The sequence below is a fragment of the Vibrio sp. MACH09 genome (assembly GCF_033238805.1).
Classification (GTDB): domain Bacteria; phylum Pseudomonadota; class Gammaproteobacteria; order Enterobacterales; family Vibrionaceae; genus Vibrio.
Map to the genome: position 1 here is coordinate 1,518,900 of NZ_BSFZ01000002.1, position 12,887 is coordinate 1,531,786.

Consider the following 12,887-nt stretch of genomic DNA (forward strand, 5'->3'; position numbering starts at 1 on the left):
TTATCTCAACATGCAATTACTTTTATGTGTATTTATACAGTACTTAAGGTGCTCTCGACAGCTTGGTGAATGATTATTTCTTAGCGACCACTCTATTTCTTCCTAGAGACTTGGCTTCATATAACGCTTCATCTGCCCTCGACACCATCGACTCTATGGTATCTTGCGGTTGATAACTGGCAACACCAAAACTAATGGTCAAGCTCTCCACTTGTTTAAAGTGTGTTTTCTCCACCTGTGCTCGTAGAATTTCAGCAAATTTTTCTGCACTGTCACTGTCCGTATGAGGACATATCACTAAAAACTCTTCTCCCCCCCATCGGCCTATCGTGTCAACTTTTCGAATATTGTTTAAAAATAGCAACGACATCTCTTGCAACACCACATCACCCACTTGATGACCATAGGTGTCATTTACTCGCTTAAAGTGGTCAATATCTATCATCATAATGCTGTACACCTCGTCATAGCGAAATGAACGATGAAACTCTTTTGCCAACACTTCTTCCAACTTTAAACGGTTATAAAGGCCTGTTAACCGATCAGTAATAGAGAGTTTTTGAAGTTGCTGATTTTTAACTTCTAATGAACGCTTAGTTTCCGTTAGTTCAATGAGTAACCAATCCAATTTACGTTTCGCTTTAGAGATTTTTCGATGAGAAATAATAAATCCGCCAATAACCGTTAGCGCTCCAATCAATATCGCCCACGTCAGTCCATAATTTGTTTTATCAATCGTTTGAAGAGAAAACCAGTTTTGCTGAATTAAGCTGTGTTGATGAGGAGAAATAGATCGAAAGCCTTTATTCAATATGGATGTTAGTTCAGGCCATTTTTTCGGCGCAATAAAGCGGTAATCAACGTTGGCGTATTCGGTGGGAGCGGCAATTTTAATGTTCTCTAAAGCCCCGGTTGCTTTCATATAATTAGCAATCGCCAAGTTACCTATGTAAGCATCTGAGTTGCCAGAATCGACCATTCGCAATGCTTGAACCGTATTTGCAGTTTCAACAAGGTCTATCAGCGGGTAGTCCCTTTTAAACCAGTTCGTAGTGACAAAACCTTTCTCCATGGCAACATTGCGACCAAACAGATCATTTATGCCGCCGATGTAACCTAAGTTCTTGTTCACCACTATCATCACGGGATAAGACAAAAATGCATCGCCAAACGAAAAGCGCTCTGCCCTTTGCTGATTTTTCACTGAATACAACAAGGTATCAAATGCATTCACATCTACTTCCATCTCATTAAATGCATCGGGTTGAGGTCTATCGTCCAAAACAAATTCAGCTTTAAAACCAGTCTGCTCAGCAATAAGCGAAATATAATCGATCGCCAACCCTGCAACTTTACCATCTTGTACAAACTCAAAAGGAGGACGATTCGAACGTGTTCTAAAACGGATAACTGGATGTTTTCTAATAAAATCCAGCTCTGCATCACTCAACATATTTGGGTCATCATGATTAACAGAAACAGAAACCCAGTTATTTAACACTCGTTGATGCTCTTCCATAGGGATGGCGTTAATTGCTTTATTAAATATTGAAGTCAGCAGTGGTTGGTCTTTATTGACCCCGACACTAATGTCCCACTTGCGGTCTAACTTTCCGCTAATTTTTAAACTACCAATGTACTCTTGCTGTATTTGATACCCCACCGTTGCCAACATTTCCACCATGCCAAAAAGCTTACCTTTTGCGACTAACTCTAAACCTTGCTTCAACGATTCAACTTCCGTTATCACAATGTCGGGGTAGTTATTCTCTATAAATTCAGCAGATGCGTAACCCTTTACAACACCAATTTTATTACCGGAGATATCATCAATATTATTAATCCAAGGTTGATGTAACCCAGTTGCAATAACCAGTGATGAATGAAAATAGGGGTCTGTAAACTCTAAATACTCGCGTCTTTGAGGTGTCTCAGCCACCGCAGATAAAAAATCACATTGCTTAGATTTACTTGCTTCAACAGATTCAAGCCATGTTTTAGTACTAAACAGATGAATAGGCTTACCAATTAACGCTTCAAATAACGCCATATAATCCGCGGTTAATCCGACATACTTGCCGTTATCGTTCATCTCAAACGGCATCCATTGAGGATCAATACAGACACTTAAAGAGGCTTTGTTATTAAGGTATGAGATTTCTTGAGGGGTAAACTTAATTTCAGGTAAATCGCGTCTTTCTTCAGCAATCGCGAAAGACATAGATGAGTATAAAAACGTGGTTACCAGCAATAACCATTTTACTAAGGGCATCATATTATTAGGTCAACTACCTACAGATCGTTCACCTCACTACTTTCACAGCAAGATGCGTACAAAATACCCAGCCATCACAAATTTTTTATTCGTTGTAGTAATAATTATATATTCATTATTAACTATATTTGTAGCTTATAACTAACAACATTGCTATTCGGTCTCCACAAAATGGCGGTCAATCACGCTTTTACCTGTACCATCACTCTCCGATACATGTTGCGCGCACATTAACCTATTCGCTTCTGTTTTTGTTAGTTGTGTCTTTAATTGGTTTACTGCCGATTCTGGTGAAAATTTTACATCTGGAAAACAGGTATAAGCTTCGATTCTCATCGAAAGGGATGAAACCTCAGTCTCTAGTTGATGAAGTTGCTGGATAACGCGTTTTTTTACCACTTGGGCACTGGTAGCATTGGTGTTGGATAGAATAAAAATAAACTCATTGTCTGAGTATCTATACACTCGGTCTTCTACTCTTAAAAGTGACGCTTCTAACTTATCGGCAAGATCGACAAGCACTTTCTCTGATGCATTTACACCAATATCTTCAACAATATCCTGCCAGCTATCCACCTCACAACAAATTAGAGATAATGGCATTTGAGTTTGAATATGGCTTTGCCACTCAGCGACTAAGGTCTCTTCAAAATAACGACGATTACCAATGTTAGTTAACCCATCAAGGAATGAGAGCCTTTTAAGTTCATTATTTGCTACCGACAACTTCTCTTTTGCTCTCTCTTTTTCACTGATATCCCGAGCAAATATAAACAGACCACGTTTTTGAGTAACGGGATCAATATAGGCAATTTTTCTTGCTTCTAACCATTGTCGATTACCAAATCGATCAAACGTCTCATCAATAATGTGAAACTGTTTACCCGTTTCCAGTACTCGTTTATCGGAAAATAGAAACTTCTCAGCAATGTCAGGATCGGCAACATCCACCAATCGTTTACCAATAAGCTTATCTGGTGAACTGATCCTTAAGGCTTGCACAAACGCATCATTGCAAGCCTCATATTGGTAATTGTCATTCATCATACCTACCGCATCGGGCAAGCTCTGAATAATATGGTGCAGTAGTCGTTTGCTCTGTTTCAAGTTCTCTTCTGCTGATGCTTTATCGACTTGACGTCTTACGGACACCAACCAATATTGTTGGGCATTAAACCAACATTTTCGGCCTTCGAAGCTAAATTCTCGTTCTTGTTCGCTATCGATAAACTTATAACAAAAGCTCGATTCATCCCCTATTCCTTGCAGATAGAGGGCAAGATCAGTACTGATGTACTGCATTCCTTCGATTTGAACAGTCGGTAGGTAAAAATCTTTAGCTGCAGAGTTCCGATGGATCACCTCACCTTGTGTATTCAACACAAATAAGGGGATGGTCGTGCACTCTACAGCATTCTTTGTGCCAGCTTGATAAGCCATATAGACAAGCAATAGCAAACCAACTAGCCCAATCAATATATATATTATGATCATGTTTTATACGTATTAGCCAAACAACGAGACAGTTAACAACCGCAATCATTAACTTTAATTATTAACCAAGTTACTTCTATCGATAAAACTCAGCAGAAGTTTCCCAGTACAATTTTATTTTTATATCTGCTCAGTTTAGCAGAACAGCTTTTTATCCTTCAGGTAAGCAAATATAAATTGCCTCAATTTGTGATTAGTGACCGGAAATAACAATCAAAGCGGTCTCTTCACAAAAGAATGGAAAGATCCAGACAGGTGAAACTATTTTGTTCTACCCTTATAACAAGTAAGGCTAAATTTGTGTTAACAATGGTATAGGTGACTATGAGAACAATTGTGCTGTTTATTGTCCTGATGTTTTGTTCTGCTGCCAGTTACGCGCTGTCAGACTTGCGTTACTATACTGAAGAGTACCCACCTTATAACTTTACCAGCAACGGGAAAATAAATGGTATTGCGGTAGATATGCTTTTGCAGGCAAGTCAGCTTGTAGAATCGGAAGTAGATCTAAAATCCATTAAGCTCTACCCATGGCCAAGAGACTATCGAATTGTACGAAGTACCCCAAACACTGTACTGTTTTCCACGGCTCGAATTACACATAGAGAACCACTCTTTAAATGGGCGGGTCCAATTGGAGAGACTCGGATCGTCGTTCTGGCAAAAAAGATAAATAATATTGAAATCACCCAACCCAGTGACATAACAAACTACTCTCTGGGGGTTGTGTTAGATGATATTGGTGAGCAGCTAGCAATGAAAGCGGGTATGCCACTGGAAAGAATGGATCACGCCAACACCGCCGTTCCACTGGTCAAAATGCTTTATTACGACAGAGTACAGTTAATCGCCTACGAAGAACAAGTGGTGCTATGGTCCATTGAAAAGGCTGGGCTTGATATCGATGAGTTCGAAGTCGTGGGCGTATTAGAAACGGTTAATCTTTATTATGCCTTTAATTTAGAAACAAGTGATGTGTACGTAGAAAAAATGCAACGAGGCATAGATTTACTCAAACAGAATAAAGATAGCAATGGTAAATCCGCTTATGACAACATTGTCGATAAATATATGAATTGGCGAGAGGATTAATCTGCATCTTCCCTTAAACGACAAAGCTCAGGAATCATCCTGAGCTCTGTTTTTCGGCCCCGTGGTTGTACAAGGAGCTCAATAGTTCATCTTAAATCAGAGAAACCGCATCTTGGGCAATAACCAACTCTTCATTGGTTGGAATAACCATAGCGATCGGGCTATTGGCTTCAGTGATAACACCACAGCTACCAAATCTTGCCGCTTCATTGGCTTCTTTATCTTCTTTATATCCAAACAAGTTTAGATAGCCAAGGATCTCACTACGAATAGGTAATGAGTTTTCACCGATACCACCAGTAAAGATAATGGCATCTAAACTGTCTAACGGGATCATGTAAGAGCCGATGTATTTAGCAACACGATAGGTAAACACTTGGAAGGCCAGCTTCGCCCCTTTGTGTCCTTCTTCCATCGCTTCTAATATGCCTCGTGCATCACTCGTCAGCCCGGAAACACCTAAGAAGCCAGAGTTCTTGTTCAGTTCATTAAAGATCTCATCTTGTGACCAACCTTTCTTCAACAAGAACTCAATAATACCAGGGTCTAAATCACCACAACGCGTTCCCATCATCAAACCGGCAAGAGGTGTAAAGCCCATTGAGGTATCAACGCTCTTTCCGTCTTTAATCGCACAGACAGAAGCACCGTTGCCCAGATGAACCGATATAAAGCTTGCTTGCTCAATTGGCTTGTCTAGCATCTGAGCCGCTTCTCGGCTTACATAATAATGGCTGGTTCCGTGGAAACCATAACGACGAATCGCATAGTCTTTATAGAGCTTATTAGAAATCGCCCCTGTAAAGGCTTTTGCCGGCATCGTTTGATGGAATGCCGTATCGAATACAGCAATTTGAGGAAGAGAAGGGAATGCCTCTAAAGCAGCTTTGATCCCCAGAATATTTGCTGGGTTATGAAGTGGAGCAAGATCTTGAACAGCTTCAATATCAGCAATCACCTTCTCGTCAATGACTACGGACTTGGTAAATGTTTCACCACCATGGACAACACGGTGCCCTACAGCAACAAGACTCTCTGTTAAGCCTAGTTCGCTAACCAACTCAACTAAACGAGCGATTGCTGCTTTATGATGGTTACCATCACCAGTAATGGCTACTTCAGATTTCTCTCCGTTATACTTCCAACCTATACGAGCATCTTCAAGACCAAAACATTCGCCTAAGCCGCTTAACACTGCGTCACCTGACACGGAGTCTATAACAGCGAATTTTAATGATGAACTTCCTGAGTTTATGACTAACACGAAGTTGTTTGACATAAGAGTCGATTCCTATCCAAAGTAGTTTTACGCAAATGCGTTCCGATTTGTTAAACCATTATTCAATATTTTTTGAATGTTTCAACTTTAATTGAACCTTGAGAGCAGTAGCAATCGATTTTTATTGACCTTGATCAGTTTTTTATTTATTTCGATAGTAAAATAAAAGCCAGTTCAGTAAATGTTAAGCTTATTGAACCAATTTGTTGCATATCTTTATCGGCTTTACTCTGTGATTTTGCTTGCTCATAATCAGTAATAGATCTCAAAAACAAATCTCAAAAACGTAGCTAACTGTCGAGAATTTGCAATAACTAACCGTCGACCTTTTCTACAAGCCCGTCGCTGTCATCTACATAGCAAAGCTGATCACTCAATCGCACTGATAAGCCGTAGCGGTTAATCGCCACTATTTCCAATAGACGATTTAAAGCCTAAAACAAAAAACCGGGCCTGTAGAGGCCCGGTTTTGTTAATTTTTGCTAAACGAGTAATTCGCTATTGGCTTATGCTTCGCCACCACGTGAACCGCGGTTCTCAGAGCGGCCATGGCCACGTTCACCACGATGGTTGCCACGGTGATCACCACCACGGTTTCTATCAAAACGACGCTCGCCATCTTTTCCACCACGGTTACCACGATGACCTTCACGAGCACCATCGCGATTACCACGATACCCGCCTTCACGACGACCACCGTTGTTGTCACGACGTCCACCGCCACCTTCACGACGGCCACGAGATTCGCGGAAGTCATCAAAGTCACAAACAACAGCACCCACTTCTTTTTGGCGAATACGTAGCTTGTTTAGTTTACCAGCAGTATCAGAGTTCATCGCTTTAGGAAGCTGAACAAAAGTATGGCCTTGAGCAAGCTTAATTGCACCAATTGACCCTTTTGTTAAGCCAAGTTCATTAGCCAAAGCACCAACAATGTCTTTAACCTGTACACCTTGCTCGCGACCAACTTGTAACTGGTAAGTATCCCAATCTTGAGTTGTACCACCAAAGCTACGACCTTCACCACGACGACCATCGCGTCCACCGTCACGTCCGCCGCCTTCACGACGTTCTTTACGACGTTGCTTATCACGTTCGATTGCCGCAATCATAGGATCAGGACCTTTGTAGAACAGAGGTCGTTTACCTTGTGCGCGTTTCAATAGCATTGCTGCTAAAGTGGTTGCATCAATGTCTAACGACTCTTGTAACTTACCAACTAGCTCAGCAAAGTTCTCAAGTGATGCGTTCTCTTTTTCAGCTTCTAGTTCAACACCCAGTTTCTCTAGACGAGATTCTGCCACTTTATCTCTTAGTGGAAGTTGGATCTCTTCCATACTTGAACGAGTAACACGTTCAATAGTACGAAGCATACGAATCTGATTAGTGCGAACCAACAGTATCGCTTTACCTTTACGTCCGGCACGGCCGGTACGACCAATTCGGTGAATATAAGATTCAACATCGAATGGGATATCGTAGTTAAATACGTGGGTAATACGTGGAACATCTAGGCCACGCGCAACAACATCTGTTGCAACCAAAATGTCGATAACGCCTTTCTTAATGTGATCAACCGTACGCTCACGAAGAGACTGAGGGATATCACCATGCAATGCAGCAACTTTAAAGCCACGAGCAGAAAGGTAGTCAGCAAGGCGCTCTGTATCTTGACGAGTACGAACAAACACGATTGAAGCATCTGTCTCTTCGGTCTCTAATAGACGAGTCATTGCTTCGTCTTTTTCTACGCCTTTAACAACCCAGTACTGCTGCTCAACTTTGTCTACTGTGTGGTTACTACCAGCAACATCTATACGAGCAGGATCACGTAGGAAACGGTCAACGATTTTTTTCAGCATTGGAGGCATAGTTGCAGAGAACATTACGCGTTGTGCTGTTTCTGGAGCGTGCTCCATGATAGCGGTAACGTCGTCAACGAAGCCCATGTTAAGCATTTCATCAGCTTCATCTAGAACAAATGTTTTTACTTCATCTAAATGTAAGCGATCACGGTTGATAAGGTCTTGAACACGGCCCGGAGTACCAACAACGATGTGAGTTCCTGATTTTAGAGCTCTCATCTGATCTACGATAGATGCACCACCGTAAATTTCTAAAACTTTTAAACCCTTGATGTTACGACCAAGGTTTTTGATCTCTGCAGCAACCTGAATAGCAAGCTCACGCGTAGGCGCTAGAGCAACGGCTTGAGGCTTATACTGTTTAAGATCGATCTTATTAAGAATAGGGAGAGAAAACGCAGCGGTTTTACCTGTACCTGTTTGTGCTTTACCTAGTGCATCTCTGCCTTCTAAAAGAGAAGGGATTGACGCTGATTGGATTGGAGTTGGTGAAACAAAACCCATTTCATCTAAAGCAGACAATAGGGTGTCATTCAGCTCTAAATCGCTGAATTTGATATCGGAATCTTGCATTGGGATCCTAAATTATCTATGTAAATATCGGTCCCATGTGCTCTTCCTATTCCAATACCGTCTAGTACTGAATCCATTCAGGTGCAGAAGTAGTATAAAAACGCAACAAGCCGTTAGGGACATCTCTAAGGGGGCGAGATAATGCCTTAAAAAATGGTAAAAATCCAGAAAAAATTGAAATACATCACACTTTTGTTCAATAAACGAAAAATTGTACGATATAAAATCAATTAGCTGGTCATTATCGCCGCACTGCCTTGCTCATCTGTTCATTGTTTGTCCACAACAGGACCTACAACACCGTTTAACTATAGTCGACATTTACTGTGAGCAGAGGAATTCTATCGCTATTTTAAATTAAGCATACCGTATTTCATTAATACTCTATCGTAATAGCTGGTATCACTGCCCTCTGAGGTACGCTTTAATTGATTAAAACTCTGTTGTAAATGTTGAATCAACTTATCGTCTGTTTCTAAGTTGAACGCATAGTAAAGCTCAAGCTCCTGCAGAACATAAACCACTTCAAAGTCTTCATTATTAAACCCTAATGATGTGATAGCGCTACGAGCGACTTGTTCTTCATAAGCCCATAAATCCACTCGATCAGAATTTAGCATTTTTACCAGCGGAAAAGCCGTATTAGCGTATTCCACTTTTATTCCTTTTATACCGGTATCGCGAAGCAGATGTTCACTGATATCTTCTCTTACAATGCCAATCACATGCTGAGTCAAATCTTGAGGCTTATTAATCACAATATTGGATTGCTTTTTCGCTAATACCACAACTCGCGTTTTTCCTATCGGTCCAAGCCATTTAAAGTCAGCCTCTCTAGACGCTGTACGAGCGGCAGTGAGTAGCACGGTATTAGGTGTCGTTTGCACTATATGATAAGCACGAGGCCATGGAAGAAGATCAATTTGTGACTCTGTTATTTTGCTACCGGTTCTTTTGCCTGTTTCAAAAAGCAAGTCAACCGCAATACCTTTAATAGATTGCTGCTCTATATAGTTATACGGCGGATACTCTTCAGAATAATATTTGAATCCTTGCATAGTGACGCTATGCGCCACATTCGTCACCGTCAGCACGAGTAGATAAATTGGTAGCAAAATGTACTTCACAAATATAACCCTCCCGAATATAAGGATTTACTAATTATACAGAGATCTTATGAGTTCAAAATGATTTATAGCAATCAAATCGGCACTTAATCAGCAATAAACCACTAATATACTTTCACCTTATTAGCTAGTATTATGTTCTGCAATTTCGGTTTCACTCATTTATTCTAAAGGTCTAACCTAACCGCAGTGTCACTTTCGCTTTTGACAAGGGTTTTGTAGAAGATCATAGGGAAATGTATTTCCCATTTAATTCAAAGGTTTAAAGCTCATTAATGTTTCAAGATAACCCTCTACTTGCCCAATTAAAACAGCAGATAAAAGAAAACATCCCAAAAAAAGAAGGCACCATTAAGGCAACGGACAAAGGTTTTGGATTCTTAGAAGTAGATAGTAAACACAGCTATTTTATTCCGCCACCTTACATGAAGAAATGTCTTCATGGTGACAAAGTCGTTGCATTGATCCGAACAGAAAACAATAAAGAAGTAGCAGAACCCGATGAGCTTGTAGAGCATCACATGTCTCGCTTTATTGCTCGTGTAAAAATGTTCAAAGGGCGTCTTAATGTTGTTGCAGATATCCCACAACTTAAGAGATTGTCACTAAAAGCCAAGGCTAAAAAAGGACTCAACCCTGAGTTTCTATCTGATGGCGACTGGGTCGTTGCGCACTTAACAAAGCACCCTCTTAACGGCGACAATGGATTCTTTGTTGAGATCAGCGAGAAAATTGCCGATGCCAATGACAAAATTGCCCCGTGGTGGGTAACCCTAGCAGAAAATGATTTGCCAAACTGCGAACCGGAAGGACTAACAGAATGGCACACCAATGACGACGACGATCTCACTCGTGTTGATATGCTGGATATTCCTTTTGTTACCATTGATGGTGCTTCAACAAAAGATATGGACGATGCGCTATACGCTAAGCGCAAAGAGAACAATGACATTGAACTAACCATTGCTATCGCGGACCCAACCGCCTATATCTCTGTAGATAGTGATATGGATAAAGTCGCCAGAGAGCGCGGTTTTACCATTTACCTTCCAGGTAGAAACATTCCAATGTTGCCACGAGATCTCGCCGATAACTTGTGCTCATTACTAGAAGGCGAAACTCGACCTGCATTATGTTGCCGCGTTACGGTTGGACAAGATGGCGCGCTAGCGGATGACATTCAGTTTTTTGCAGCAAACATTAAAAGCCACGCTCGTTTAACTTACCAAGATGTCTCCGACTGGCTTGAAGAAGACTCAAATAGCCAGTGGCAGCCAACTGAGGCGATTGCCGAAGTGATTAATTCACTGCATCAATTTGCGACTTCTCGCAGCGCGTGGCGAGAACAAAATGCAGTGGTTTTTCCAGACAAACCTGACTATCGTTTTGAGCTTAGTGACGAAAATGATGTTATCGCAATTCACTCGGAACAGCGCCGCAGTGCAAACCGTTTGGTAGAAGAAGCGATGATTACAGCGAACATATGCGCTGGTCTGACGTTACAAAACAGCTTGGGCACCGGCATATTTAATACCCATTCCGGTTTTAAAACAGACCGGCTAAAAGATGTCATTGAGCTGGTAAATCCAGATCAAACACAGCCATTTACTCTTGACAGCATTACAACTTTAGATGGTTTTAGTGCTCTAAGACGCTGGCTAAATACGCAAGATACAAGCTATTTGGATAACCGAATTCGCAAATACCAAACCTATAGCGAGATCACTAACCACTCCGCTCCGCATTTTGCTATGGGACTAGAGAGTTACGCCACTTGGACATCTCCTATTAGAAAGTATGGTGATATGATTAACCACCGTCTTCTTAAAGCGCACATTTTAAATAAGCCGCCAGTACAAACACCGGATGAGCTAGTGGGTGCAGAGCTGTCGAGCCACCGTAAACACCATAAAATTGCTGAACGAAAAGTGGCAGATTGGTTGTATGCACGAACATTGTTAGCCGCCGTTAGCAATAAAACGGTCTTCAATGGCGAGATTTTTGATATTAATCGAGCAGGATTACGCGTTCAATTAATAGAAAATGGCGCAACAGCGTTTGTTCCGGCGTCGTTACTCGTTGATAATAAAGAGCGAATTGAGTGTAGTAGCGAAACGGGCACTGTATCTATAGACAATGATCACGTTTACCAACTTGGCGATGTGATAGAACTAATACTTAGCGACGTAAATATTGAAAATCGCAATATTGTTGCCAAGCCCACAGCCGTGTTTACCGATGTATCACGGGACTCTGAAGATAGCTGAGCAGCCGTTGCGGTTATCCAAGACTTAAGGCACGACTCGATGGCGTGCCTTCAACAATAAAAATGAAAATATATGTCACGAATAACAATTTATGAGCACAACGTTTTTATCGCTCGAAAAAGAGATCGTTACCCAGTTACCCAGTGTGGCGTTATCTTTGTGCGAGAAGGTTTTCTAACTTATAAAAACGAAAATGATGAAATTTCACAGCTGAAAGCGGGTGAATTTACCGTTTATCACTCTGATCAACTTCGTGATCTTGAGTCCTTTGCGGACGATGGTCATTTCCTTGCGGACATCATCACATTTGAACCCAGCTTGTTTAGACAGTTTTGCGACACCTTTTCAAACAGTGCTGTTGAAGTTAGCGACGATAAAGCCCCTGTTTATCTCTTAAATGAATCACATAAGACGGCGTTACAAACATTAACTCTGCTTATTGAGGCTAAGCAATCCGGCCTAAGCTCTGAACTTACGTTGGAGTCGCTCTCTCAAGCACTGTTATTTGAGATCATTCATGTCGCGCCAAATCTACAACCGGTTATGCGTAGTGCTTGTAACCAAAGCACCGCTCAAAAGGTTATCGGCTTCATCGAGCTGAACATAGAAAATGACGTATCTCTAGATATGACAGCCCACTTTTTAGGGATTTCAATAGCGACACTTAAGCGTCGCCTTGCCGCAGAAAACCTAAGCTTTTCTCAAATACTAAAAGTGAAACGAGTTAACCACGCAGCAACCAAGCTAAGGCTCTCAAGTAAATCCATTGCACAGATAGCCTTTGAATCTGGCTTTAAGAGTGCCGCGCACTTTAGTACTGCTTTTAAAGGTGTACAAGGAATGACACCGAAAGAGTTTAGGCAACAAATTACACAGCGCTAATAAAAAAGAGAACATTTATTGTTCTCTTTTTTT

8 protein-coding genes are annotated in these 12,887 nt (G+C 41.2%); 3 read left to right on the top strand and 5 right to left on the bottom strand.

The annotated features are described in order from the left end of the window. Positions 1-73: 73 nt before the first annotated feature. Positions 74-2,275 (bottom strand): diguanylate cyclase, encoded by a 2,202-nt coding sequence (locus CHJ_RS22110; RefSeq protein ID WP_317919063.1) that lies wholly within the window; start codon positions 2,273-2,275, stop codon positions 74-76. 153 nt (positions 2,276-2,428) lie between these two features. Beyond that, positions 2,429-3,769, bottom strand: a complete 1,341-nt coding sequence (locus tag CHJ_RS22115) for a diguanylate cyclase domain-containing protein (RefSeq protein WP_317919064.1) — start codon at positions 3,767-3,769, stop codon at positions 2,429-2,431. Between the two features lie 324 nt (positions 3,770-4,093). Here CHJ_RS22115 and CHJ_RS22120 point away from each other — a divergent pair, with 324 nt between their 5' ends. Continuing rightward, positions 4,094-4,861 (top strand): transporter substrate-binding domain-containing protein, encoded by a 768-nt coding sequence (locus tag CHJ_RS22120; protein WP_317919065.1) that lies wholly within the window; start codon positions 4,094-4,096, stop codon positions 4,859-4,861. 91 nt (positions 4,862-4,952) lie between these two features. On the opposite strand, the gene CHJ_RS22125 is transcribed toward CHJ_RS22120, so the two are convergent. The 3 genes from CHJ_RS22125 to CHJ_RS22135 all read right to left on the bottom strand — a co-directional run bounded on the left by CHJ_RS22125 (position 4,953) and on the right by CHJ_RS22135 (position 9,705). After that, a complete protein-coding gene (locus CHJ_RS22125; RefSeq protein ID WP_171752588.1) occupies positions 4,953-6,140 on the bottom strand; it encodes an acetate/propionate family kinase in 1,188 nt (395 codons plus the stop codon). Between the two features lie 506 nt (positions 6,141-6,646). Then, positions 6,647-8,578, bottom strand: a complete 1,932-nt coding sequence (locus CHJ_RS22130; RefSeq protein ID WP_317919066.1) for a DEAD/DEAH box helicase — start codon at positions 8,576-8,578, stop codon at positions 6,647-6,649. A gap of 347 nt (positions 8,579-8,925) precedes the next feature. Further along, complete coding sequence (locus CHJ_RS22135) at positions 8,926-9,705, bottom strand: substrate-binding periplasmic protein (RefSeq protein ID WP_171754038.1); 780 nt, start codon at positions 9,703-9,705, stop codon at positions 8,926-8,928. Between the two features lie 275 nt (positions 9,706-9,980). Here CHJ_RS22135 and rnb point away from each other — a divergent pair, with 275 nt between their 5' ends. Both rnb and CHJ_RS22145 read left to right on the top strand, forming a co-directional pair. Continuing rightward, a complete protein-coding gene (rnb, locus tag CHJ_RS22140; protein ID WP_317919067.1) occupies positions 9,981-11,972 on the top strand; it encodes an exoribonuclease II in 1,992 nt (663 codons plus the stop codon). Between the two features lie 72 nt (positions 11,973-12,044). Continuing rightward, positions 12,045-12,854, top strand: a complete 810-nt coding sequence (locus tag CHJ_RS22145) for an AraC family transcriptional regulator (RefSeq protein ID WP_171754040.1) — start codon at positions 12,045-12,047, stop codon at positions 12,852-12,854. Positions 12,855-12,887 lie beyond the last annotated feature (33 nt).

Excerpts from the sequence above, each read along its gene's own strand:
- CHJ_RS22125 (WP_171752588.1), bottom strand. The coding sequence starts at position 6,140 with ATGTCAAACAACTTCGTGTTAGTCATAAACTCAGGAAGTTCATCATTA.
- CHJ_RS22130 (WP_317919066.1), bottom strand. The coding sequence starts at position 8,578 with ATGCAAGATTCCGATATCAAATTCAGCGATTTAGAGCTGAATGACACC.
- CHJ_RS22145 (WP_171754040.1), top strand. The coding sequence starts at position 12,045 with ATGTCACGAATAACAATTTATGAGCACAACGTTTTTATCGCTCGAAAA.
- CHJ_RS22110 (WP_317919063.1), bottom strand. The coding sequence starts at position 2,275 with ATGATGCCCTTAGTAAAATGGTTATTGCTGGTAACCACGTTTTTATAC.
- rnb (WP_317919067.1), top strand. The coding sequence starts at position 9,981 with ATGTTTCAAGATAACCCTCTACTTGCCCAATTAAAACAGCAGATAAAA.
- CHJ_RS22120 (WP_317919065.1), top strand. The coding sequence starts at position 4,094 with ATGAGAACAATTGTGCTGTTTATTGTCCTGATGTTTTGTTCTGCTGCC.
- CHJ_RS22115 (WP_317919064.1), bottom strand. The coding sequence starts at position 3,769 with ATGATCATAATATATATATTGATTGGGCTAGTTGGTTTGCTATTGCTT.